At 47.1% G+C, this 25,390-nt stretch carries 21 protein-coding genes and 1 other annotated feature; of the genes, 8 read left to right on the top strand and 13 right to left on the bottom strand.

The window, feature by feature from the left end; all coding sequences use genetic code 11:
* Nucleotides 1–25: 25 nt before the first annotated feature.
* Both cggR and araE read right to left on the bottom strand, forming a co-directional pair.
* Nucleotides 26–1,060: a gapA transcriptional regulator CggR gene (cggR, locus tag AC1RRX_RS01905; RefSeq protein ID WP_003151607.1), complete on the bottom strand. Its 1,035-nt coding sequence runs from the start codon at nt 1,058–1,060 to the stop codon at nt 26–28.
* Between the two features lie 264 nt (nt 1,061–1,324).
* Complete coding sequence (gene araE, locus AC1RRX_RS01900) at nt 1,325–2,719, bottom strand: arabinose-proton symporter AraE (RefSeq protein WP_003151605.1); 1,395 nt, start codon at nt 2,717–2,719, stop codon at nt 1,325–1,327.
* Nucleotides 2,720–2,975: 256 nt separating this feature from the next.
* Between araE and araR the strand changes: the two genes are divergently transcribed.
* The gene (araR, locus tag AC1RRX_RS01895) at nt 2,976–4,064 is read left to right on the top strand and encodes an arabinose utilization transcriptional regulator AraR (RefSeq protein WP_007409953.1); all 1,089 of its coding nucleotides are present in this window, start codon (nt 2,976–2,978) and stop codon (nt 4,062–4,064) included.
* Between the two features lie 35 nt (nt 4,065–4,099).
* Here the strand turns inward: araR and AC1RRX_RS01890 are convergent, their stop codons facing one another.
* Nucleotides 4,100–5,107, bottom strand: coding sequence for an LLM class flavin-dependent oxidoreductase (locus AC1RRX_RS01890; RefSeq protein ID WP_007613877.1), 1,008 nt, complete (start codon nt 5,105–5,107; stop codon nt 4,100–4,102).
* A 275-nt stretch (nt 5,108–5,382) separates the two neighbouring features.
* On the opposite strand from AC1RRX_RS01890, the gene AC1RRX_RS01885 reads away from it, so the two are divergent.
* Entirely contained in the window at nt 5,383–5,790 is a 408-nt protein-coding gene (locus AC1RRX_RS01885; protein ID WP_003151600.1) for a hypothetical protein, read from the top strand.
* Between the two features lie 33 nt (nt 5,791–5,823).
* Here AC1RRX_RS01885 and AC1RRX_RS01880 read toward each other — a convergent pair whose 3' ends face one another.
* Entirely contained in the window at nt 5,824–6,702 is an 879-nt protein-coding gene (locus AC1RRX_RS01880; RefSeq protein WP_007613879.1) for a LysR family transcriptional regulator, read from the bottom strand.
* A gap of 97 nt (nt 6,703–6,799) precedes the next feature.
* On the opposite strand from AC1RRX_RS01880, the gene AC1RRX_RS01875 reads away from it, so the two are divergent.
* Complete coding sequence (locus AC1RRX_RS01875; RefSeq protein ID WP_003151595.1) at nt 6,800–7,717, top strand: DMT family transporter; 918 nt, start codon at nt 6,800–6,802, stop codon at nt 7,715–7,717.
* A gap of 33 nt (nt 7,718–7,750) precedes the next feature.
* On the opposite strand, the gene AC1RRX_RS01870 is transcribed toward AC1RRX_RS01875, so the two are convergent.
* Complete coding sequence (locus AC1RRX_RS01870; RefSeq protein WP_007407366.1) at nt 7,751–9,091, bottom strand: amino acid permease; 1,341 nt, start codon at nt 9,089–9,091, stop codon at nt 7,751–7,753.
* 61 nt (nt 9,092–9,152) lie between these two features.
* Nucleotides 9,153–9,392 (bottom strand) — a binding site (T-box leader).
* A gap of 683 nt (nt 9,393–10,075) precedes the next feature.
* Between AC1RRX_RS01870 and AC1RRX_RS01865 the strand changes: the two genes are divergently transcribed.
* Nucleotides 10,076–11,383, top strand: coding sequence for an amidohydrolase family protein (locus tag AC1RRX_RS01865; RefSeq protein WP_032869630.1), 1,308 nt, complete (start codon nt 10,076–10,078; stop codon nt 11,381–11,383).
* A 29-nt stretch (nt 11,384–11,412) separates the two neighbouring features.
* Here the strand turns inward: AC1RRX_RS01865 and AC1RRX_RS01860 are convergent, their stop codons facing one another.
* From AC1RRX_RS01860 to AC1RRX_RS01850, 3 genes are all read right to left on the bottom strand, one after another.
* The gene (locus tag AC1RRX_RS01860) at nt 11,413–12,387 is read right to left on the bottom strand and encodes a LacI family DNA-binding transcriptional regulator (protein ID WP_007407368.1); all 975 of its coding nucleotides are present in this window, start codon (nt 12,385–12,387) and stop codon (nt 11,413–11,415) included.
* A gap of 68 nt (nt 12,388–12,455) precedes the next feature.
* Nucleotides 12,456–13,124 (bottom strand): YczE/YyaS/YitT family protein, encoded by a 669-nt coding sequence (locus AC1RRX_RS01855; RefSeq protein WP_012118492.1) that lies wholly within the window; start codon nt 13,122–13,124, stop codon nt 12,456–12,458.
* Nucleotides 13,121–14,008 (bottom strand): Cof-type HAD-IIB family hydrolase, encoded by an 888-nt coding sequence (locus tag AC1RRX_RS01850; RefSeq protein WP_032867017.1) that lies wholly within the window; start codon nt 14,006–14,008, stop codon nt 13,121–13,123. Before AC1RRX_RS01850 ends, AC1RRX_RS01855 begins: the two co-directional genes overlap by 4 nt.
* A 502-nt stretch (nt 14,009–14,510) precedes the next feature.
* On the opposite strand from AC1RRX_RS01850, the gene AC1RRX_RS01845 reads away from it, so the two are divergent.
* The 3 genes from AC1RRX_RS01845 to AC1RRX_RS01835 all read left to right on the top strand — a co-directional run bounded on the left by AC1RRX_RS01845 (nt 14,511) and on the right by AC1RRX_RS01835 (nt 18,440).
* The gene (locus AC1RRX_RS01845; protein ID WP_094032507.1) at nt 14,511–15,368 is read left to right on the top strand and encodes a MurR/RpiR family transcriptional regulator; all 858 of its coding nucleotides are present in this window, start codon (nt 14,511–14,513) and stop codon (nt 15,366–15,368) included.
* 172 nt (nt 15,369–15,540) lie between these two features.
* Nucleotides 15,541–17,085, top strand: a complete 1,545-nt coding sequence (gene gntK, locus AC1RRX_RS01840; RefSeq protein ID WP_007407372.1) for a gluconokinase — start codon at nt 15,541–15,543, stop codon at nt 17,083–17,085.
* Nucleotides 17,086–17,111: 26 nt separating this feature from the next.
* Nucleotides 17,112–18,440, top strand: coding sequence for a GntP family permease (locus AC1RRX_RS01835; RefSeq protein WP_007407373.1), 1,329 nt, complete (start codon nt 17,112–17,114; stop codon nt 18,438–18,440).
* Between the two features lie 35 nt (nt 18,441–18,475).
* Here the strand turns inward: AC1RRX_RS01835 and AC1RRX_RS01830 are convergent, their stop codons facing one another.
* The 5 genes from AC1RRX_RS01830 to lutR form a co-directional block, all read right to left on the bottom strand.
* Nucleotides 18,476–19,198, bottom strand: a complete 723-nt coding sequence (locus tag AC1RRX_RS01830) for a LutC/YkgG family protein (protein WP_032869628.1) — start codon at nt 19,196–19,198, stop codon at nt 18,476–18,478.
* Entirely contained in the window at nt 19,198–20,628 is a 1,431-nt protein-coding gene (locus AC1RRX_RS01825) for a LutB/LldF family L-lactate oxidation iron-sulfur protein (RefSeq protein WP_007407375.1), read from the bottom strand. Before AC1RRX_RS01825 ends, AC1RRX_RS01830 begins: the two co-directional genes overlap by 1 nt.
* 27 nt (nt 20,629–20,655) lie before the next feature.
* Nucleotides 20,656–21,372, bottom strand: a complete 717-nt coding sequence (locus AC1RRX_RS01820) for a (Fe-S)-binding protein (RefSeq protein ID WP_007613889.1) — start codon at nt 21,370–21,372, stop codon at nt 20,656–20,658.
* A gap of 181 nt (nt 21,373–21,553) precedes the next feature.
* Entirely contained in the window at nt 21,554–22,744 is a 1,191-nt protein-coding gene (locus AC1RRX_RS01815; protein ID WP_032867023.1) for an aminotransferase-like domain-containing protein, read from the bottom strand.
* A 30-nt stretch (nt 22,745–22,774) separates the two neighbouring features.
* Nucleotides 22,775–23,494, bottom strand: a complete 720-nt coding sequence (lutR, locus tag AC1RRX_RS01810; RefSeq protein ID WP_007407377.1) for an L-lactate utilization/bacilysin biosynthesis transcriptional regulator LutR — start codon at nt 23,492–23,494, stop codon at nt 22,775–22,777.
* Nucleotides 23,495–23,700: 206 nt separating this feature from the next.
* Here lutR and lutP point away from each other — a divergent pair, with 206 nt between their 5' ends.
* Nucleotides 23,701–25,377, top strand: coding sequence for an L-lactate permease LutP (gene lutP, locus AC1RRX_RS01805; RefSeq protein ID WP_144463891.1), 1,677 nt, complete (start codon nt 23,701–23,703; stop codon nt 25,375–25,377).
* Nucleotides 25,378–25,390 lie beyond the last annotated feature (13 nt).

The raw sequence follows: 25,390 nt of genomic DNA, 5'->3' as shown, positions 1-25,390 counted from the left end.
CCTCCTTTAAATAAGTGAGAGATATTTATATTGAGGGACTGTTATCCCTTAATAACTTCTTTGCGGCTCCTTCGTCCGTGACGAGAACCGTGTTTCGCTGCTTTTTAAAATAAGCTTCGATTGCTTCTGCTTTTGATGATCCGCCCGCTACCGCGATAATGTCGGGAATGGCATCGAGGTCATCAAGCTGCATTCCGACTGAATGCACCTTGTGAACGACTTCTCCGTCCGCATTAAAGTAGTAGCCGAATGCCTCTGTCACCGCATGATTGTCATCTATTTTCTTCAAATCTTCCAAAGGCGTGTTTCTTCGCTCCGCCATTGTTCTAGCTTCGCCGATTCCGTGAACGAGCATACTCGCTGATTTAATCGTGTGAAGCACCTCTTTTACGGAAGGTTCTTCAATAATAGATGAGTAGGCGCCTTGTGACAGCTGTCCGGGAACGAACAAAAGCCGATAAGTGCCTGAAGCCTTTTCCGCCATATGCGCGCATATGGTGTTCGCCTGGTTTTTCACATCTTCGCCTAAACCGCCTCTTGCGGGCACAAACAGGAGCTCGCGGTTTTTTGAATCCGGCGTCATCATATCGGCGACGGCTTCAATTGTCGTACCGCCGGTTACAGCGACGATATTTTTGCCTGAAAATCTCTTTTTCATACATGCAACGGCCGCTCTCCCTAATTCTTTTTTGACCCAAGGAGATTGATCGCTGTCACCGGAAACGATAATGGCGTCTTTCAGATTAAGCCGCTCTTTTAATGTCTTTTCCAAAAGCGTCAACCCTAAAACATCCTTCATCGTATCTTCCAGAATCGAAAGCAGTGAATAGCCCTCTTCCGTCATTGTCATGCCGTTTGTTTTAATATCGATGAGATTCTGTTCTTTCAAAAACTGAACCTCGCTTCTGAGAACGCGCTCGGTCAATCCGAGACTGGCTGCAAGACTTCTGCGGCCGATCGGTTCGGTAAGCCTGATATACTGCAAGATTTCAAATCTTTTCTGCATCACAAGCAAAAGATCAGGCAATAATTTTTTTTGAGCTTGTATTAACTGGTTCATGACTCAAACGTTCCTTCCTATTCATACTGGACAGAAAATGTCCCGCTATGACAAAAAACGTCCCATCATAGCCAAAAAAAATTATGTCTGCTTTCTTTAATTATTTTAACAGGATGACATTGTTAATTCAACTGTTAAAGGTCAATTCCTCGACATTCTTCGCAGGATTTCCCAGTATCTCCTTGATACAGTCATTATATACAGAAACGGAATGAAGGTGACAGACAAAAGCCCGCCGGAGCGGACTTTTGTCGTAAAACGCTTTCATTTTATCCAGAGTTTTTCTATTTCTTCTAATGATTTATTTTTCGTCTCAGGGCAGATCGTCACGACAAACAAGAAACAGAGAATATTAATGACGGCGAATATCCAGAAGGTGTACGCGAGCCCTAACCCGCTGATCATCATCGGCACGAACTGGCCGATCGCCCAGTTCGCCCCCCACAGGAATATCGTCGCGATACCGGCGGCGCGTGCGCGGAGGTGGTTCGGAAAGATTTCTGAAATCATGATCCACGTAATCGGCCCGACTGAAACGCAGAAAGCGGCGACGAATCCCAATATAATGACGACTAAAGCCGGCCCGCTTGCAAGCTGAAAATAAAAGGATGCCCCGATTAAGATCATGAACAGCGCCATAAAGGCAGATCCGACCCCCATCAGCTTTTTCCGGCCTACCTTATCGACCAAAAGAACCGCGATAATGGTGAAAATCACTTCGACGACACCGACGATGCATGTCGTGATAAACCCCGCATTCTGTCCGAAGCCCATCATTTTGAAAATTTCCGGCCCGTAATACGTAATTGCGTTCATGCCGATGACCTGATTGAATAAAGCCAGCAGAATCCCGATCACAAGCGCTTTTCTCAGCCCCGGCTTAAACAGCTGAGACAATGAACCCATTTTTTCTAATTGTAAAGACGTTTCGATTTGTTTGATTTCTTCTTTCGCGGTCTGCTCGCCGTTAATGCGCGTCAGCACGGCGAGGGCTTCATTCCGGCGCCCCGCTTTCGCAAGCCAGCGCGGACTTTCCGGCACGATAAGCAGCACGATAAAAAAGATGACGGACGGAATCATGCCGTAAGCGAGCATCCACCGCCAGCCGGTGTGCACTCCCCATTCATATGAGCCGGATTGCTGGACGGCGAGGTTAATAAAATAAGTGCCGGAAATCCCTAATATCGTAAACAGCTGATACAGTGAAGACAGACTGCCGCGTATGGCCGGCGGAGCGGCTTCGGTAATATACGTGACAGAAAGCGAGGAGCCCATGCCGATTCCCAGACCGCCGATGACTCTGGCGATCACTAAGGAAGACACACTTTGAGAAAGCGCAGAGACAACCGCTGACACCGCAAACAACAGCGCCGCTGCCATCAAAATCTTTCTCCGTCCGAAACGGTCACTCAAAAATCCGGAAATCCCGACGCCGAAAACACCGCCGATCATAATGCTTGAAATCACGAGCCCTTCCATAAAAGGACTTAAGCGGTACAAATCTTTCAGGAAACCGATGGCGCCGGAAATCACCGCCGTGTCATAACCGTACAAAAGCCCTCCCAGTCCGGCCGCGCATGAGATGAGAATGACAAACCACTTGGAATGCTGCCGAGTGACAGGAACATTTGAGCCAATTGGTGCCGGGTGATTCTTCATGAATTTTACCCTCCCGCGAATAATAGAATAAAAACGCTTACAAATCTGAGTGCGGCGCTTGATGTTGCTTTGTTTTCTTCAGAACCGCCACATTTGTACGTACTTATAAAGAATTTTATCTAAAAATAAGGGAAATTAGTACGTACAAATAAAGAATAAGCAGTTTTTCATAATCTGTCAATTATTTTTACAGCTTGATGAAAGGGCTTACTATGTTATACTGGAATTTGTCCGTATACATTTTGGAGGAATTGATATGCTACCGAAATATGCTCAAGTAAAAGAAGAAATTTGTTCATGGCTGAATCAAGGAAAAATACAGCCGGACGAAAAGCTGCCTACGGAAAATGAGCTGATGCAGCAGTTCGGCGTCAGCCGCCATACCATCAGAAAGGCGATCGGAGATTTGGTCTCGCAGGGGCTGCTGTACAGCGTTCAGGGCGGAGGCACCTTTGTCGCTTCACGCACGGCGAAATCAGCCATGCATTCAAACAAAACGATCGGCGTCATTACAACGTACATATCAGACTATATTTTTCCGAGCATCATCAGGGGAATCGAATCTTATTTAAGCGAACAGGGCTATTCCATGCTGCTGACGAGCACCAACAACAATACAGAAAGTGAACGGCGCGGTCTTGAAAACCTGCTGTCCAAAAATATAGACGGGCTGATTGTCGAGCCTACGAAAAGCGCGCTGCAGACGCCCAACATCGGCTACTATCTCAATCTGGAGAAAAACGGCATTCCGTTTGCCATGATTAACGCCTCTTATGCGGAGCTGGCCGCACCAAGCTTTTCCGTCAATGATGTCAAAGGCGGCATGATGGCTTGCGAATACGTCATGTCCCTCGGCCACACGCACATTATGGGAATCTTTAAAGCGGATGACACGCAGGGCGTCAAACGGATGAACGGCTATCTGCAGGCGCATCGGGAGCGCGGGATTTTCCCGTCTCCGGACATGATCGTCACTTACACGACTGAAGAAAAAGAAACCGTGCTTCTCCAAAAAATTAAGCATACCCTTGAGCAAAACAGCGGATCACACCCGACGGCCATTCTTTGCTACAATGACGAAATTGCGCTGAAGACGATTAATCTTCTCAGGGAATTCGGGTTAAAGGTACCTGATGACGTATCGGTCATGGGCTATGACGATTCACATTTCGCCCAGATTTCCGAGGTGAAGCTCACCTCTGTCAAGCATCCGAAATCCATTATGGGGAAAGCGGCGGCAAAATACGTCATCGACTGCTTAGAACATAAAAAACCGAAGAAGGACGACGTCGTGTATGAACCGGAACTCGTCATCCGGAATTCAGTCAAGCGGATCGGCGAATAAAAAAAGCAATGTGCGCGGCACATTGCTTTTTTTGCTCAGCTGTTTTTTAATTCGGCAATGATTTCAAATGATCTCATTCTGTCGGCATGCTCAAAGCTTTCTGAATTCACCATGATTTCATCCGCCTGTGTTGTCCGGATGAAGCTTTCCAGCTTTTCCTTCACACGCTCCGGTCCGCCGACGATCGTTGAACTGAGCTGTTCATTGACCATCGCTTTTTCATACGGCGACCAGATTTGATCCATGTCTTCAACAGGAGGCTTCAGCTGGTTCGGCGTGCCGCGGACGAGGTCTAAAAATCTTTGATAATGCGATGTTGCCAGATGCTCCGCCTTTTCATCCGTATCGGCGGCAATGACGGTGACGCCGACCATCGCGTACGGTTGATCCAGTACGTCTGACGGACGGAAGGAGCTGCGGTACAGCTCGAGGGCGGGCACGGTGTTTTTCGGTGAAAAGTGAGCCGCAAAGGCGAACGGAAGCCCGAGCTCTCCCGCAAGACGCGCGCTGAATCCGCTTGAGCCCAGAAGCCAGATCGGCACGTCCAGCCCTTCGCCCGGAATGGCGCGGACTTGATTGCGCACATTGCCGGACGGTTTGAAGTAATTTCTCAATTCTTCAAGCTGCTCCGGAAAATCTTCCCCGCTGTTTATGTTTCTTCGTAAGGCTCTGGCCGTTAATTGGTCGGTCCCCGGCGCGCGTCCGAGCCCCAGGTCAATCCGCCCCGGATATAACGTTTCAAGGGTTCCGAATTGCTCCGCGATCACAAGTGAAGAATGATTCGGCAGCATAATACCCCCAGAACCGACGCGGATTTTTTTCGTGCCGCCGGCGATGTGGCCGATCAGCACCGCCGTTGCCGAGCTGGCAACTCCTTCTATATTATGATGCTCCGCAAGCCAATAGCGGTTATAGCCCCACTCCTCGGCGCGGCGCGCTAAATCCATGCTGTTGCGGAACGATTCAGCAACCGTTCCCCCCTGTACGACCGGCGATAAATTCAATACGGAAAACGCAGTATCTTTCAATGTATGTTCAGCCATCGTTTTCTCCTTTATGGTTTAGTGTAAGCAGATCTTAAACAAGGTCTCTACCACACACCTTACCACAGCTTTTCCCGTGAGTTAAACAATTTGATTCGATGATATTCGAACAATCAGTCAGCGGTCGTCACTAGTGAACTCTGTATGAATGAATCTATTACATTCAGATATGATGAGCTTTTCATCCTATAAAAGTGAAAATCTATCGTTGAAAGAACAAACCCAATAATGTTAAGATATGTATGATATTGAATAGGAAGGAAGTCATTGTCTATATGCGTAAAAAAATCTTAATGGCACTCACAACAGCTTTACTGGCAGCAATCTTCTTTACAGGAAACACCGATAAGGCATATGCCGCAGACTTTTACTCCGGCACTCAGCAGCATTTAAATGTAAGCGGATTTACCGATGCCTCCTACTACACGAAAAAAGCGAAAAGTGTCGATTTTACTCTCAGTACAGCGTATCCGTCAGATCGAACTTTTAAAGGAAACCTATACTTACAGCGAAAGTCCGGAAAGAAATGGACGACTTGTAAAAAAACAACCTTTTCTTTCTCAGTAAGGGTGACTAAGTCATTCTCTTTAAAAGGATGCAAGACAGGTTATTATCGTGTCAAAGCCACGTTCAGCGGTTCAAAACTTGTCAATACGACAAACTCTTTTAAAATTAACCGATAAGATTCAGGGCCCTATGATTATTAGGGTCTTTTTTTATTCGTTCTTTGTGAGTTCCTGCGCGATTTGAATAAAAAGTTTTGCCGCCAATGAAGCCTCCTTTATAGAAGGAACGGCAAGCAGAACATCTCGGTACACCGCCTGATTGAGTTCTCTTGTCACGACATTTTCCGGCAGCGATATTCCCGACATAGACATTTGTGATAATATCGCAATTCCCAGCCCCTCTTTGATCATGCTGATGGACGTATTGACGTTGTAAACAGTGAATGCGGCAGTCAGCACAGATCCTGCCTCCTTAAACATATCAATAAACGGTGATTCGTATCCTCCGTCACAGATGATCATCGGCTGGCGGTCAAGATCTTTCAGAGTGATTGACTCACAGCTGCAAAGCGGATGATCATTTCTAAGCACGACGGCCATTTTATCTTTTTTCAGCGGCAGATATTCCATGTCTTCCGTAGGAAAAAGAGTGATACCCACATCTATTACCCGGGAGCGGAGCCATTCCTTTACTTCGTTAACCGTTCCTTCATGAAGCACCAACTCAAGCTTCGGATACCGTTTTTTAAACACGCTGATCAGCTTTGGAATGAAATAAGCGGAAGCGGCCGGAAATGTGCCGATGTGAATCGTTCCCTGTTCAAGCCCTCTTTCCGCGGCCGCCAGCTGCTCGGCTTTTTCTATCCCTTTGAGCACCTCTCTGATATGGACGAGAATTTTTCCGCCCGTGTCCGTGAGCCTTACGCCGTTGCGGCGCTCGCGGACGATCAGCTTGATGCCGAGCTCTGACTCAAGCGCAGAGATGGCATGGCTGACGGCGGGCTGCGTCATATTCAGCGCCTGCCCCGCTTTTGTAAAGCTTCCCGTTTCAGCGATTTGAACAAAAACCCGCAGTTGTGTAATCGTCATAACGTTTTACTTATGCTCCTTATAAAAAAGATTCATTTTATTTATCTTACTGATTACCGTATCATATGATGGAATTGTTCTACAAGGAGTGAACGACGTGAAACAGCTTTCGAAAATACAGACGGCTCTTATGCTGGCGTTTCTAGTCACGGTGTGGGGAATTAACTGGCCGCTGACAAAGGCCGCGCTTGCCTATTCGCCGCCTCTTCTGTTTGCCGGAATCCGCACGCTGATCGGCGGACTTCTATTATTAATGGTGGCGCTGCCCCGTTTTAAAAAGCTGCGTTTTAAAGAAACGTGGCCGATCTATCTTATTTCTGCCATTTTAAATATTACTTTATTTTACGGCCTGCAAACGGTCGGCTTGAATTACCTGCCTGCCGGCTTATTTTCAGCCATCGTGTTTTTCCAGCCGGTTTTAATGGGCGTTTTTTCTTGGCTGTGGCTCGGGGAATCGATGTATCCTTTAAAAATAGCCGGTCTTATTCTGGGCTTTGCCGGTGTCGCCGTCATCAGCGCAGCCGGTTTCGGAGGCCATATTTCCATCGCCGGCATTCTTTTGGCCTTAGGCTCCGCGGTCAGCTGGGCGCTCGGCACGGTATATGTGAAAAGAACGGGCGGACGCGCGGACTCTATCTGGATGGTCGCTCTTCAGCTTCTGATCGGCGGCGTGCTGCTTGTCAGCTCCGGCCATTTTTCAGAAAGCTTTTCAGCGATTCAATGGAAAGCTCCGTTCATTCTCAGCCTTCTGTTCATTTCAGTTTTTGTTATCGCGCTCGGCTGGCTCGCCTTTTTTACGCTTGTCGGTTCAGGGGAAGCAAGCAAGGTTGCCTCTTACACCTTCCTGATCCCGCTCATATCCATTGTCGTCAGCTCGATATTCCTGCATGAGCCGCTGACCGTCAGCCTTTTAGCCGGACTGCTTCTGATCGTCACAAGCATTTGTTTTGTGAATATAACACCAAAGAAACTGAAAACACCTGCTCTGGCCGCAGAAAAAAAGGCCGTTCATTAAAAAAACTCTTGCCGCGGGGCAAGAGTTTTTTATTTATTGACGTCTCCCTTTCACGAGATACGCAGCCGTAATGAGGAGATAGATGGCCGCAGTGATGCATGTGATGACGATGGATGTCGTCGCAATTACGCCGATCAGAATGGCCAAAAGCGCAAGCACCGCAAACCATGTCGTGTACGGGAACCATTTGACGTAATAAGCCGGCTGTTCTGTTGAATGTTTTCTTGATTTCAAATGGGCGAATCCGATAATCAGCCAGATGAACAGCACGGTATAGCCGAGGGAACCCATCAAATAGTTAAACGTCTGGCTTCCTGCGAATAATGAAATCAGAACGCCTACATATAAAAATGACGTACAAGTCAGAATCGCATAGACGGGAACCTTTTTCTTCGATAGTTTTGAAAAGATTTTCGGCAGCCGGCCGTCAGAAGCCTGCGTAAACAAGACGCGGGATGATCCGTACAGTCCCGAGTTCATAGACGAGATAATCGCAAGAAGAATGACGGCATTCATAATATGGTCGGCACCCGGAATTCCGATCATCTTAAATACTATGACAAACGGGCTTTCCGGAACGCTGTTGACTTGATTCCAAGGAATCAGGCTGACGATGATGAAAAACGGCAGCAAGTAAAAAGCGACAATCCGCGTTAACGTACTTCGGACAGCTTTCGGGATCACCTTTTCGGGGTTTTTTGTCTCCGCCAGCGTGACGCCGATGATTTCCGTTCCTCCGTATGAGTAGATCACGACGAGCATCGCCGTAATGACGCCCCCCGCTCCATGCGGGAAAAACCCTCCGTGATCCGTTAAATGAGACAGCCCCGGCGCCGTGTGATTGCCGAATGAGAAAAATAAAAGCAGAATCCCGCATAAAATAAAGATGACAATCACTGTAATTTTAATGAGCGCGAGCCAGTACTCCGTCTCGGCAAACAGTTTCACAGAAAGCATGTTTACGACCGTCACCACAATGGAAATGATCAAAGCCAATATCCATATCGGACATTCCGGCAGCCAATATTGAATGAAAATGGCGGCTACGACCGCCTCAGCGGCAATATTGAGCACCCACATTTTCCAATAGATCCAGTCTAAAAAGTATGCAGCGTACGACCCGAGAGACTGCTGAACCAAATCACGGAACGTCCTTGCATGTTTGTTTCTGACTGCCATTTCGGCCAGCCCCTGCATAATAAACAGCAGAATGATTCCGCCGAGGAGGTAGGCCAGCAGCACGGACGGCCCCGCTTCATCAATCGCCGTGCTGCTGCCTTTAAAGAGCCCGGCCCCAATTGCGCCTCCAAGCGCCATCATCATAATGTGTCTGGACGACATCGTCCGTTTTAACGTTTGCTTGTCCTTTTCCATCTATCACACGCCCTCTCGCAAAAAGTGTTCATCACATAAAAAAGCACGCCGCCTCTTTGGGAAAAGAGACGGCGTGCCTCAGGCAGCCGCGGTACCACTCTTGTTGATCCCGAATATCCGGAATCCAGCTTAAAAACCTTTTAACGAAGGTCAGCCGTTAGGACATAGGGAATATTCCGATAATTCCGTTCCGCCCTGCCACTTCCGGGCGAGTTCAAAGAACAATCAGTCCGCGTTGCACCAACCCGCGGCTCTCTTTTTCTGACTGGATTCTTTTACTGCTCCCGTTCACAGTGTTTTATGTTAAATGAATCTCTTGAGTTTTTATTTTCTGAATATAGTAACATAATATACAGTCTTCTATTTTCAAAGTCAATACTAATTTTTGCCGCTGGTTTTCTTATCACCTATATAAGACATTTTGACTGAACATGTTTAAATTCATATGCGGGGTGAGCCGGCCCCTAATATAGCGTAATCAGCACTTTATATATATTGTTCAAACAGAAATTCCGACGAAAGGTTTTCCACGATATATGGACTGAGCGGCAAAAAGTTAGCAGAAATATGAAAGGTTTTACTCTTATGCTGGTATCCCAGCTTAGCAACTGTACACATTTCATTTCTAATCGTTCAACTCCAATGACTCCACAAGGTTCTATACCCCGAATTCATATTCCATTTATTAAAGCTATTGACATGAAACCAATTCCACAAATTAAACTCGTGGAGAACACTAGTTGGCGTAACACGAAACAGTATAGAAGCATTTGTGGCGTTACAGCTAGTGTTTTTGAGTGTTTAAAGGAGATTTTCAGGATACAAATAACAATAACGAGAACATCAGGTGTAGAAAGTTGAATAAAAAACCTATATTTTTACAAAAATTGATAATAAAAGGTTGATATGGTACGGGTTTCATACTTTAAGATGATGATGTGTCTTCACTGAATACTAAATAAACATTTCCAGGAGGCGTTTCCTATGCAGTCTAGCACATCATTTAACAGCCCGGCTTACCTTGAAACAAATGGAGTAATGAAAATCGCTGATATAACCTATAGTAATAATGAATGGTTGAACTTCGATATTGGAGGAGAAGGGATTTTTAAGAAATCAGGTTCTTATTTAGTTCCATCTCTTCCAGTAGAATTTCATTGTCATGGAATCGGTGACTATGATTTTAGCAATTTAGATCAATTAGATATTGAAAAGATCAATACACTAGCTGAAATAGAAGGGATTTTCTGTGTACCCTCTATCTTTCTTCCTCATAATCAATTAGACCAATTTGCAGTCTTTATGAAAGAATTCCATACACAAAAGAGAAAAGGACGTTACCGTAATATTTTAGGTATTTCACTAGAAGGACCATTATTGGCCAGCTTTGCAGGCACACCGGAAAAAGGGAATTGGGCACCCTTAAAAGAAGAATGGGAAAAGATCGCTTCTTGCGGAGAATACGGTCTTATTTATACTGTACTGTCCCCAGATGCTATGACTGAAAACTCTTATCTAAAGAAATATATGACAGAAGAACATCCAAGTTTAGAATGGATTGTGGATACACTTGTGGAGGCTGGAGTAAAACCGGCGCTGGGTCACTTCCAAAAAGCATACCCAGAGGAAACCTCTGAACTTATAATGAAAGTTATAGATACAGCGCAAAAACGCAGCAATTACACTGGATCAGATGCCGTTTTAACAGATCATTTGTTTAATGATATGCCAAACAATTTTAAACACACCTGGAGAACACCCCAAGAAAGAGTACATAGATTAGAGGGGTTAAAAGATGCTCGGTTAGATAAATGGAACATAGATAATATCAACACACTTGTCGGAGAAGTTCCCGGTACTTTGATGAGAGCCGCGAAAGAAGGTTTATTAACCATTTGTATGAATTTTGATAGTGAACATGTAGACTTAGAAGTTGCACGACGGGTTGTAGAACTTGTTGGCTCTAAGGGTATTATAGCAATGACAGATCGCATTGACACAGATTCCATGTGCGGCCAATCACTGGAGAAAATTGAAGGGAATAATCTGTGGTATCAAGGGAAAGGGTATGTAGCAGCAGGGTCTTACACAATTGATCGGCTTATGCATAATATTCGTGCTATAGGTTTTAATGAGAAAGTTGTATGGAATATGACATCATTTGTGCCATTAAAAGCTTGTCATTTCCTAAATGAACTTGAAAACCTATCCATGAAGCCCTTCAGTTTTATAGATGAAACGAAAAAAAGAGCTCATTTCAAAGCGCCTGCCCCAGAGCTGGTTCTACGCTAAGCAAAAAAGACCACCATAAAGTGGTCTTTTTAAGTTGACTTTCTTTTCATAAGTTTTAGGTTCAACTTATTTATATTGGGGACATCTTTGTTATTCATTAAGTTATATAATAAATTTGCTGCTGTTTGTCCCAACTCTTTAATAGGTTGATGTATCGTTGAAAGTTCTATTACCTTAGATATCGGCTGATTATCAAATCCTATAACCGCCAGTTCTTCAGGTATTCGTATTCCCTGTCTTTTCGCTTCATAAATGATCCCCGCCGCAACATAATCACTTCCTACAACCATTGCCGCAGGACGAGGTGACTTATTTAGCAATAGTTTTGCTATTTCTATACCATTCTCAATAGTGTACTGTTCCTCAAAGTACCAATTATCACTCCATTTCAATCCGTATTCATTTTGAAAGTGAAAAAATGATTTTTTTCTGCTTATGCCAACACCGCTCTTAGGATTTCCTATACACAGACCAATGGATTGATGTCCTTGATTTCGCAGATGATCAATTGCCATTTTGATTCCTGACTCATGATTAATAAATATATGTGCAACCTGTTTGCTTGCAGAAGCTTCACAGGAAACAATATTGCCAAACCCAGATATCTCGTCGAGTACGTGAGGGGGGCTTACACAGGATCCCAAAATAAGACCGTCAATAAGTTTGTATTTCAGTCTGTTAAAAAACTCCATTTCTTGTTCAGGATCGTTATTTGATTGGTGCACAAGTAAACTGTAATTATGTTTATTACACTCTTCGCCTATTCCGGCAATCAGTTTACTGAAAAACGGATGGTTGATTTTAGGAACAATGACTCCGAATACATTTGTCTTCCCCCTGGATAGGTTAATCGCGTTGAAATTTGGTACATAATTTAATTCCTTCATAGCTTTTAACACAGCGTCCCGCTTCTCAGGTTTTACATAAGGATGATTATTGAGAACTCTGGAAACTGTTGTCCGAGAAACGTTCGCTTTCTTTGCTATCTCTGTAATGTTTGTCATTACTGTTACTCCTTCTTAGACAGCGTTATCAGGATTTTACACTGAACAACACAAGGGAAAATAAGCATTTAATGAATTGTTTTATCATGGCCTGCATGAATATGTGCGCCTTCCTGTCCCACACTATAGATAGAACGGGGCTTCCCCATCTTGTGTAATAGTTTGTCAAATAAACCTACTAATATCCCCAGACATAGCAACACAATGATGGTTCCTATCCCAATCGGCCCCTGAAGAATGATTGCAAGCACAAAAGCTAAAGCTTCCCCTATCGTCTTTGTAATATTAATACCCCAACCTGTACGTTCAGTAATAGCCAACATTAATTCATCATTCGGTATCGAAGGAAAAGATGCTCTTAAATAAATAGCGATTCCCATAGCCAATATACACAACCCTATCAAAAATAAACTCCATTGAAGAATGACAGCATCTGTTTTTAAGAACGAAAGAACCTTTAGGTTTAAAAGGTCAACAAAACTTCCAATAATAACAATCGGAATAAAACCGGCTAGATTAGGAAACCGCATTTTTATGAGGCTGTTTATAAAGATAAGGATTCCTCCGACAATGAAAACCCATGACCCGATTGTAAGGCCAATGAGTTCTGATAAAGCCACGTTCAGAGCATCCCAGGGGGCAATCCCGGTATTAGATTTAATCATACATACAACCCCCACGGATAAAATAAACAATCCGACAATATAGATTAAACACCTTTTCACAAAATGGCTCATGGCTGTATACTCCGCGGTTTAGGGTCTTCTTCTTTCGTCAGAATGTAATGATCAAAAGCATAAGATACACCACACTCATCATTCGATAACGTTTTAAAAGCAGCCAATTGAATAAGCTTCTTATCTGCATTTCCCATGGCTATCCCTATTCCTGCTGCATGAAACATAGGCAGATCATTTAAATTATCACCTATTGCGATTGCATTCCGCGCATCCGTTCCATAATGTTCACAAAGTTTATTTAATGACGCTCCTTTATCTACTCCTGCACTTGTGATTTCAAGATTGAATGCTCCTGAACTCGTTACGGCACACTCCTTCAGTTGTCCAAAATATTCTTTAGCTTTTTTTAATTTTCTTTGGTTTGGCGAAACGATCATACATTTTATGACATACCGATAATCGATAGGGTCAATTGTACCCGGTATTTCCTCTAACCCGTATTGATGTATTTGAGCTTTAATAGAATTCCAAAATACTTCTTGATTAAAATGAGGTTCTTCCATTACTGTATTGTAAAGTTCTTTTTCAAGCTGCTGAATTCCTTGATTTGATACGGCAATTTTGTCAGATAAGTAAAGCTGATAATAGATTTCCTCTTTATTTAACCATGTTATGATAGGTTGGATTACATCTGAATCCATAAAATGTTCGAATATTACCTGATTTCCCACATCAATTTGAGCGCCGTTTGAAGCAATAATCGGAAAATCCAAACCATATTTATTGATGATGTGTTTTGCATCAAATAAAGCTCTCCCTGTAGCGATTGTTACAAGATGACCTTGTTTTTGTCCAAGCTTTAAAGCTCTTACATCTTGTTCTTGGATAGTTAAGTTCTCTGATAACAGCGTGCCATCTAAGTCAATTGCAATTACTTTCATGTGAATTTCCTCCTCAGAGTTTAAAAATCATTGAAAGTATAATGTATGGTACGCGTTTCAGAGCAATTAGATTATTATATTAATTTGAAGTTTTTCTCCAGAAGCTGATTAGACCTGTGCTTCTCAAGTGTTCTCCTGCTTAATGATCCTTCTCTTTTGATTAATCCAGTTAATAAAGAACTGACTGCTAATGGCGGAACACTAATTTGAAGAAATTCATCTGGAACTTCAAGCGCTGGCAACTCACTAGAAACCGGACTGTAGCAGGACAGCTTTCCATCATGTGTTTGACTTATGGCCGGCGACTTGGGCACCGGCACTTTTCAGAGAACGATCACTTTTTGTAAAAATCGGATGTATGAAGTGTCATTGAGGCGGTGTCCCCGATATACTTTTCTCTTTTCTTTCATTTGCGGTAAAGAAAGCAAAACCTGATTCCCTTATGACAGAACTTGCTTTATCATAAAAGTATGCGTTTACATTCGAGTAGGGAGGTTATAGCATGACCCCTGTGAATTCAAGCAGCATCGGGAAGATTCAGGCGGCCAGCAAAGGTTTGTCGCCAAAATTGAGAGCGATTGCAGACCATATCGTGAAGGAACCGAAAGACGTGGTTCACCTTTCCATCATTCAGCTGGCGGAAAAAACGAAAAGCTCTGAAGCGACGATTTTCAGGCTGTGCAAACGGCTCGGTTTTTCCGGCTATCAGGATTTAAAAATCGCGCTTGCTCAGGAGATCGTTCAGGAGCCGGTGCAGCACATTCATGAAGAAATGAGCCCCGACGACGATATCGAAGTCATCATCCAGAAAGTTTTCCGCACAAACATTTCCGGTCTGACCGATACCTTTCATTTATTAGATCCGGCCGACGTTGAAAAAGCGGTAGAAATGATCCACCGCGCAGACAGAATCGAATTTTACGGAAACGGCGGTTCCGGGCTGATCGCCATAGACGCGTATCATAAATTTATGCGTACGGGTATAAATTGCATCGCGCACACGGATTCTCACTTTCAGGCGATGTCAGCGGGTCTTCTCGGTCCCGAAAGCGCAGTCATCGGCATTTCTCATTCGGGAAGCAACAAGGACGTGCTCGACGCGATGAAAACGGCCAAATCGCTCGGCGCCGGCACGATCGGCATTACAAGCTACCAAAAGTCGCCGCTCACCCAGATTTCCGACGTGGTGCTGTATACGTCAACAAGGGAGACGGCTTTCAGAACGGAAGCAATGTCCGCAAGGCTTGCCCAGCTGTCGGTCATTGATACCCTGTATTTCGCCACGGCCCGGCTGCGGCAGGAGAAAACGCTCGCCAACTTGCAGCAAATCAGAAAAATGATCGCGCACAAACGTTTGTAATATTTATTTTTCAAAAGAGAGAATGCCGATACAGCGGGAATTGAGGCAATTTTATGAAAAAAATTTTCTTCTTCATCGTTGATTTATAAAAAAATTATTCCTATAATTGACTTTGTAAGGGCATACATTATCAATCTATCTTATTATTCAATCAGATTAGGCGGGATATATTATGAAGGAAACCCAAGCTGTTATCGGTCTGGATATCGGCACGACCAGTACGAAAGCCGTTCTGTTCGGACCAAGAGGCAAAGTGTTAGCCAAGCATTCGGTTCACTATGATTTAATACAGCCAAAGCCGGCATGGGCCGAGCAGGATCCTGAGCACATTCTGGAAGCGGTTATCGGAAGCATCAGAGGCGCCGTCACAAAGGCCGGACTGAGCCCTGACAATCTGCTTGCAATCGGCATCAGCACCGCCATGCACTCATTGATAGCTGTCGATCAAAACGGCGGCCTGCTGACCAAAAGCATCATTTGGGCGGACAACCGCAGCGCCGAGCAATCAAAACGTATTTTAAAAGAGATGAACGGTTTTGATATTTATAAAAGAACGGGTACGCCGATTCACCCGATGTCTCCGCTTTCCAAAATTGTGTGGATGAAAGAACAGGACAAGGAGACATTCGCGAAAACCGCCAAATTCATCAGTATTAAAGAATATATTCTGCACGAGTTTTTCGGAACTTATGTCGTCGATTATTCGATCGCTTCGGCAACGGGGCTGTTCCGTTTAGATACGCTTTCCTGGGATGAAGAAGCGCTCCGGATTGCCGGAATCCGGGAAGATCAGCTGTCGGACATCGTGCCGACCACTCATCAGCTGCGCGGCCTTGCGCCGGAAATCGCTGCACGGATGGGCATTCATGCGGATACACCGTTTATTATCGGCGCAAATGACGGCGTGCTCGCCAACCTTGGAGTCGGCGCGATCGGCAAAGGCGAAGTGGCCGTTACGATCGGAACAAGCGGAGCCGTGCGTTCGGTGACGGATGCGCCGATTACGGATGAAAAAGCGCGGACATTCTGTTACGCGCTGACTGACAAGCATTGGGTCATCGGAGGCCCGACGAATAACGGAGGCATTATGCTGCGCTGGCTTCGAGACGAATTCGCTTCTCCGGAAGTCGAAACGGCGAAGCGGCTCGGCATTGATCCGTATGATTTAATGATTGATATCGCTGATAAAGTGCCCGCAGGCTCTGAGGGATTGCTGTTTCTGCCGTTTTTATCAGGGGAGCGCGCGCCGTTTTGGAATCCGAATGCCCGCGGAACGTTTTTCGGCATCAGCCTCCGCCATAAACGGGAGCATTTTATCAGAGCGGTGCTGGAAGGCGTCATCATGAGCGTCTTTTCAATCGGTGTCGCACTGAGAGATTTGGCGGGCCCCGCAAAAGACGTGCGGGCTTCGGGAGGATTTGCGAGATCGCCGCTGTGGAGGCAGATTTTGTCCGATACGATGGGACGGGAAGTCCTCGTTCCGGAAAGTTACGAAGCCTCGGCGCTCGGAGCGGCCGTTCTCGCTTTGCACAGCCTTGGCGAAATGGAACGGATCGAGGATGTTCAGGACTGGATCAGAATTTCTCACCGCCATGAACCGAACGTCAAAAACAGCGAAACATATATTGAGCTGTTTTACTTATACGAGCGGCTGTATGACAAGCTCAAAGATGAATTTGACGTCATCAGTGAATTTCAGCTCAAACAAAGCCGTTAATTCTTCTTTGAAAGGGTGAAAAGGTCATGTTACTGTTTATTGTCATTGCCGCTATTATCGTTTTACTCTTATTGATTACGGTCGCTAAATTAAATCCGTTTATCAGTCTTTTGATTACATCCATCCTTGTCGGTTTCGCAACGGGCATGAATCTGCCGGACATTATCGCTTCGATGAAAACCGGGCTCGGCAATACGCTGTCGCTGCTTGCGATCGTGCTGGCCCTCGGTACGATGCTCGGAAAAATGATGGCTGAATCAGGCGGTGCGGAGCGTATCGCCCACACCCTGATCGGCCGCTTCGGCAAAAAGAAAGTGCATTGGGCGATGATGGCCGTCGCTTTTATTGTCGGCATCCCGGTCTTTTTCCAGGTCGGCTTCGTCCTGCTCGTGCCGCTTTTGTTTACGATTGCGATTGAAACCGGGGTTTCATTAGTGACGATCGGAATTCCGCTCCTTGCGGGACTTTCCGTCGTGCACGGATTGGTTCCGCCCCACCCGGCGGCGATGGCGGCTGTCGGCATTTATCACGCCAATGTCGGAAAAACGATTTTGTTTTCTTTAATCGTTGGGATTCCGACTGCCATCATCGCGGGGCCGCTTTACGGAAAATGGATTGGTAAGCGCATTCATAAACCCGTTCCCGAACTGTTGAAAAAACAATTTATTGAACGGAATGAAAAACGCAAGCTTCCGGGATTCGCAAATACATTGTTTACGATATTGGTACCGGTGATCCTGATGCTTATGGCAACGCTTGCCGAAATTGCGCTTCCGGAAAAAAGCACGCTCTATGAAACTTTTAAATTTATCGGCGACCCTGTCACGGCGCTTTTGATCGCCACGGTTTACTCCTTTTTCAGCCTTGGTTTTTATCAGGGCTTTGACAGAGAAAGCATTTTAAAATTCAGCAATGACTGTCTGGGACCGATTGCTTCCATTCTGCTTGTGATCGGAGCCGGCGGCGCTTTTAACAACGTCCTGATTGATTCAGGCGTCGGCACGTATATCGCTGACATGGCGAAGCATTCAAGCTTCTCTCCCGTTCTTTTAAGCTGGACGATCGCGGCGGTCATCCGTGTCGCCACAGGTTCAGCGACTGTCGCCATGATGACGGCGGCCGGCATTGTTGCACCGATTGCATCTGTCATGCCGGGCGTCAGCAGTGAGCTTCTCGTATTGGCAACGGGAGCGGGCTCTTTGATTCTGTCACATGTCAATGACTCCGGTTTCTGGCTCATTAAAGAGTATTTCGGAATGACGGTCAAAGAAACGTTCCTGACATGGACGGCGATGGAAACGATTATTTCTGTCAGTGCAATCTGTTTTATCATGATCATTAACGCGTTTATATAAAAACAAACCCCGGCCGCAAACCGGGGGTTGTTTTTTTATCGGTCATTCACGAGGATATAAGCGGCTTTAACGGGTCCGTGGACGCCGACAACCAAATCCATTTCGATATCGGCCGAGTTGCTCGGTCCAGTAATATAGTTGATGCAGGAAGGAACGGTGACGCCGTCTCTGATCTGCTGTTTCAGTATATCGCTGGCCTGTGTCATTCTCGGCACAATGGAAGATTTCGGGATGATTGCGATATAGGTGGTCGGAAGCAGGCTGACAGAACGGCCGGCATGCTCTGACGCATACAAAACAACGGTGGCTGATTCCGCAAGCGTGATCTCGCTGAATGTGATGCCCACATTCGCTTGTTCCGCTTTTTCAATATTTTTCGCTCCTTGTTCCGCGTCCCATTCCCAAACGGGAACCCCTTCATCCGGCCACTCTTCTGTCATAAGGGTCTGCAAGCCGTACGTTTCAAACCGGCTGTCCTTCGGAATGATGACAGGCCCTCCTTCAAAGCGGTTCACCTGCGTGCGCAAAGCGTCGTAAAGCCCGGCTGCATCCGTTTCGATCAGTTCGGTATGAATGTTGACGCAGTGGTCTTTCAGCATCGTGACAAGATCGTCTTCCGTACAGCCCGCATGCGTTTGATATTGAGGCTGATACTTCCATTCAGGCAGGGACACGCCTGATTTCCTGCGCTCTCTGCCCAGACTTTCGGCGATCCGGTTTAAAAAGGATTCCTGATGTGTAACCGTCCCTTTCATCATCATTCTTCCCCCTTTTGTTTTTCCCGGTCTTTAAACCAATCTCTGAATCTCGATTTATGCGGCGCCGGGAAGTCCCGTATTGCCGTCCATTCTTTTAACGGCCCCGGCCCTTTTGATATTTTGTCATCTTCCGTAAACGGCGTCATGGCGGCAGGCGCCCATTTCGATCCCATTTTATAAAGGGACGGGGATGACGAGCCGAGCCCGAAGGCTTTCATCGCCAGTTTTTCGCTGATCGGCGCTTTGCCCTCTTTTTCCACGATGTTCTGCCGATGCTTGAGCAGCAGCTCGTGCAACGGAATTTTAACGGGACATGCTTCCGTACAGGCCGCGCATAAGGAAGATGCGTACGGGAGCTCCTTGTATTCGTCATATCCGCCGAGAAGAGGCGATAAGACGGCGCCGATCGGACCCGAATAGATGGACCCGTACGAGTGTCCGCCGACATGCCGGTACACGGGACAGACGTTGATGCAGGCGGCGCAGCGGATACATTGCAGCACTGATTGAAATTCCGTGCCGAGTATGCGGGAACGCCCGTTGTCCACAACCACGAGGTGGAATTCCTCAGGCCCGTCCGCTTCTCCTTGCTGCCGAGGTCCCGTCAGCGCCGTAATGTAACTTGTAAGCCGCTGGCCGACCGCGCTTCTCGTCAGCATGCTGACAAGCACTTCAAACTCAGAAAATGACGGAACGATCCGCTCCATTCCCATCACGGTGATCTGCGTCTTCGGCAGCGCGGACACAAGGCGGCCGTTTCCTTCGTTCGTCACGAGACTGACCGATCCGGTATCCGCGATCGCAAAGTTGCAGCCTGTAATGCCGACATCCGCTTCGAGAAATTTTTTCCGGAGAACGCTGCGCGCGTGCATGACGAGCTCTTCCGGTTTTTCCGTCTGTTTGTATTCGAGTCTCTCTTTAAACACGTCACGGATCTGCTCTTTGTTTTTATGAAGAGCGGGAGCAACGATATGTGACGGCGGATCGTGATCGTCAATCTGGAGAATGTATTCGCCGAGATCCGTTTCTGTGACTTCACAGCCCTCTTCCTCAAGCACTTCGTTCATATTGATTTCTTCTGTCACCATGGATTTGGATTTCACGATTTTTTTGGCGTTTTTCTGCCGGATGACATCGCGGATATAGGAGGACGCTTCTTCCGCCGTTTCGGCGAAAAAGACGTGTCCGCCTCTGTTGGCGACATTTTCGGCGAGCTGTTCCAAATAGAAATCAAGATTGTCCAGCACATGCTGTCTGATTTCTTCCGCATGTGAACGCCAATCCTCCCAGTTTCCCAATTCTTCGGCCGCCTGCAGCCTTCTTGTCCTGAGCCGTTCCTGCGCTCCGGAGACGGCTCCTCTCATAAACTCATTATCTATTCCTTCTGATACCCGCTCTTTAAAAGCGGCGGTACCGATTTTCATCGCCATGATTTTCCCCCCTTGTTGTTTCTCGTGTTATCTGCTGTTCAGCACTTCGGCGATGTGCATGACTCTGACGTTTTTATCCTTACGGTCAAGACGCCCGCCGATATTCATCAGACAGCCGCAATCCGCCCCGATCAGCACTTCGGCCTCCGTGTCTTCCACGCAGGCGACCTTCTCATCCACCATTTGTTCAGAGATTTGAGCCATTTTCACAGAAAATGTTCCTCCGAATCCGCAGCATTGGTGCTTTCCGGGAAGCGCGGTCAGCTCGAGCCCCTTGACATGGCGCAAAAGCTTCATCGGCTCCTCCGACACGCCGAGCAGCCTCGTCATGTGGCACGATGTATGGACTGTCGCTTTTTTATGCAGCACCGCCCCGACATCCTCCACCCCGAGAACGTTGACGATAAAATCCGTTAACTCATATGTTTTGTCCGCAAGCTGCTGCGCTTTTGCCGCCCACTTCGGATCGTCCTGAAACAGATGCGGATATTCACGGAACATCGTCGTACAGGAACCTGACGGACTGACGACGTACTCCGCTTCTTCAAACGCGGCAATCATCCGCTTCATCGCTTTTTTCGCATCCGTCACATACCCGCTGTTGTATGCGGGCTGCCCGCAGCAAATCTGCCCCTCGGGAAAATCCACCTCACACCCGAGCCGTTCCAGCACCTCAACCGTCGCCTTTCCGACATTGGTCTGGAACATATCCACAAGGCACGTGACAAATAATGAGACTTTCATGATGAACCCCTCTTTCATCCTCAATATGTGATCCGGTCATCTGATGACCTGTTTTTGGGAAAGCTCTATGAATATCCTACACTATTCTGAATATGGATTGGAAGGTTTTTCTGAAAAATCCTTTCGTCCGATGCGCTGAAGGGGACAAAAAAAGAGAAGCCCGAAAGCTCCTCAAGCTGCTCTACATCCCGTTTTCCAGCAGACGTCCCAGTTTTTGCACACCCTCTTTTATCGCGGCTTTACCGGCATAACTGAACGACAGGCGAAGATATTCCGCACCGTCTTCCTGATGCAGAAAAAAATATTTACCGGGGACATAGGAAACGCCGTGAGATAGAGCCCTCGCCAGCATTGCGGATGTATCCGCTCCCGGCGCTTTCACCCATACAAAGTAACCGCCTTCCGGCACGTGCCAGGATGCGGATTCCGGAAGATATCGCGCTGATGCGGCGAGCAAAACGTCACGTTTGCTCCGGTATGCTTCCCGCAAGGCGGCGAGCCGTTTTTCAACATTCGTTTGTTCCAGATAGACGGCGGTCACCGCTTGGGAAAACGGGTGGCCTAAGTCTTTTTTTAACCATGACAATGCCGTGATGAATGCGGCGTCTCCTGCAATCCAGCCGATCCTCATACCCGGGGCGATGACTTTTGATAATGAACCGGCGTACAGCACCCGTCCGTTTTGATCCATGGCTTTCAAGGGCGGCGGAATATCGGTGAATCCGAGCTCGCCGTATGCATCATCCTCCAAGATGAGAAAATCATACGTTTCGGCAAGCTGAAGCAGGCGGGTTCTCCGCTTCGCTGACATTACGGTTCCCGCAGGATTCTGAAAAGCGGGTATCGTGTAGAGAAGACGGGGAAGCAGAAGCCCTTTTCGTTTTCTTTCCTCAAGCATGAACGCTAATGTTTCTGTTTGCAGGCCCTCTTGATCTGTCGGAATGCTCATGATATGCGGTGTGTAATTTTTAAACATCTCGAGCGCTTCCATGTAGACCGGAGCTTCAACGGCAGCGGCGGTTTGTTCATCGAGGAAAACCCGTGCAGCCAGATCTATCGCCTGACAGGCGCCGGAAGTCACGAGCAGCTCATCGTCCCGACAGTGAATGCCGCGGATGGCTAACCGTTCTTGAATCTGCTTTTTTAAAACGGCCGTCCTCGGGCTTCCCATATAATGCAGCGGCAGATCGCGCTCCTCATCCAGAAGGCGGGCGGCGGCTTCTTTCAGCTCCTTATCAGGAACGAGAGCGGGATCGGGATAGCCGGAATGCAGGGGGATGCACGCTTTCGGAACTGCCGGCATCCATTCCCCGGGAGGATCGTTTGTCAGAGCTTTCTTTACATGGTCAGAAAAAAAAGATTCGGCCTGCATGTGATGTTATCCCCTTTCACAAGTCAGCTTCTATACATTTTCTTCAAAATAAGCCCCCAGCACGTCTTCCACATTCGTCAGGTGCGCCGTCATCGCGGCTTCCGCTTCATCCGCGTCTTTGGCGGCGACGGCGCTGTAAATGCGTTCATGCTCTTCATACAATCGCTGCACGCTCGTTCGTTTAGAAAACAGCCAAATTTTTCTCGTTTCTCTCATTGTTTCCAAAAGGAGCGCGGAGACATGATTCATGAGATGCTTGAGCAGCCCGTTTTGTGATGCTTCCGCCAGCGCCATGTGAAAGGAGAAATCCGCTTTTTCGCCCAATTCTTCGTCTCCGTCAATGTCTTTCATCTCCAGGAGAGCTTGGCGGATTTTTTGTAAATCGTCTTCGGTGCGTTTTTCAGCGGCCATGGCGGCGACGCCGAGTTCAAGCAGCTTTCTGACTTCGAGCAGCTGTTTGACGTCCTCTTTTTTCATCAAAAGGGCGGAAGAAAGCGGCTGGGAAACATGAGACGGCTCAAATTCTCTTATGTATGTGCCTTCTCCCTGCTTCATGTCGACGAGCCCCATCGCTTTCAAAGCCGACAGCGCTTCTCTGACCGCCGAGCGGCTGACCTGAAAACTCTCAGAAAGCGCCTGAACGGAATCAAGCTTTTCACCCGGCTTAAGCTCGCCCGCTTTTATCTTCTCCAGCAATGCGTCAGCGACTTCCTCGTAGATTTTTTTCGTTTTAATTTGTTTATATTTCAACGCGATCACCCCGTCACTTGTGAATCTTGATGTTTATCGTCTATTATACTTCTTTTTTCGCACCGCCGACAGGTTCAGACAATTTGTTCAAGAAAAGTATTGTACTTTCAAAACTTTCAAAATATAATGCTAATTAACCCGGTCATCAGATGACCTTATCATAAAAAAGTAATCGCTTACATGACATAAGGAGGGGTTTTTTAGGGATGCAATGGACACAGGGGTACGCTCCTTTAGGGGGAAATTTGCTTTTATCGGCAGCTTGCGCGCTCGTGCCGATTATCTTCTTTTTTTGGGCACTTGCGGTGAAACGGATGAAGGGGTACATCGCGGGGCTTTTAACGTTAGCCGTTTCACTTTTAATCGCTGTATTTGTTTACGGCATGCCGGCGGAAAAAGCGGTGATGTCCGCTTCTCAGGGAGCGGTGTACGGGCTGCTTCCGATCGGCTGGATTATCGTCACATCGGTCTTTCTGTATAAAATCACCGTGAAAACGGGACAGTTTGAGATTATCCGGAGTTCGGTGCTCTCAATTACAGATGACCGGCGTTTGCAGGCGCTGCTCATCGCCTTTTCATTCGGGGCGTTTTTAGAAGGCGCCGCCGGTTTCGGCGCTCCCGTCGCGATCTCGGCCGCTTTGCTCGTCGGACTTGGTTTTCAGCCGCTGTATGCGGCGGGAATTTGCCTGATTGCCAATACGGCACCCGTTGCCTTCGGCGCGATCGGCATTCCGATTACCGCCGTCGAAGGTCCGACCGGGATACCGGCAATGGAAATTTCTCAAATGGTCGGCCGGCAGCTTCCGTTTTTATCCGTCTTTATTCCGCTGTACTTAATCATTTTGATGAGCGGGTTTAAAAAAGCTTTTGAGGTATGGCCGGCCATTCTTGTTTCCGGCGTCTCCTTTGCGGCCGTGCAGTACGCAAGCTCGAATTTTTTAGGGCCTGAGCTTCCGGATGTGCTGTCGGCGCTTGTTTCCATGGCCGCGCTCGCTCTGTTTTTGAAATTTTGGAAACCGAAAACGGCCTTTCGTTTCGCGGCAGAACGGGAATCAGCAGCGGCCGCTGACCGGGCGCCGATCAAGTACGGGGGCGCCGCGGTGTTTAAAGCGTGGTCTCCTTTCCTTCTTCTGACAGCCATGATATCCGTTTGGGGGATTCCCGGCGTGAAGACTGCCTTAACCGGTCATTACGAAGGAACGTCAATGTGGCTTTCCTGGCTGAATGCAGCCGGGCGTGCATTGACCTTCACTCCTCCCGTCCCATTTGTAAATCAGCAGATTCTTCAGGCGGACGGCACGCCGATTGAAGCCGTGTACAAACTTGAGCTTTTCGGTTCAGCGGGGACGGCGATTCTGATTGCCGCCGTCATCTCCAAGTTCGCCCTCGGCATGTCGTGGAAGACATGGGGCGAAGCGTTTATAGAAACGGTGAAAGAATTAACGCTTCCGGTCGTCACCATTGTTTCTGTTGTCGGCTTTGCTTATGTGACGAATGCTTCCGGCATGAGCACGACACTCGGTCTTGCGCTTGCCATGACGGGCGCGATGTTTACCTTTTTTTCGCCGGTGCTCGGCTGGCTCGGCGTATTTATTACCGGCTCTGATACGTCGGCCAATCTGTTGTTCGGCGGATTGCAAAAGGTGACGGCGCTCTCTGTCGGGATGGACCCGGTTCTCTCCGTTGCCGCCAATTCATCGGGCGGTGTCACCGGAAAAATGATTTCTCCGCAATCCATTGCGGTTGCCTGTGCCGCTGTCGGTCTGGCGGGCAAGGAAGCCGACCTTTTCCGCTTTACGATTAAGCACAGTCTGTTTTTGCTTCTGCTCGTCTGTCTCATTACATTTTTACAGCATCATCTGTTTTCATGGATGATCCCGTAACACGGAGAACCTC

Source organism: Bacillus sp. GW821-FHT11D08 (assembly GCF_058808515.1).
This window is presented reverse-complemented; position numbering and strand designations above follow the sequence as displayed.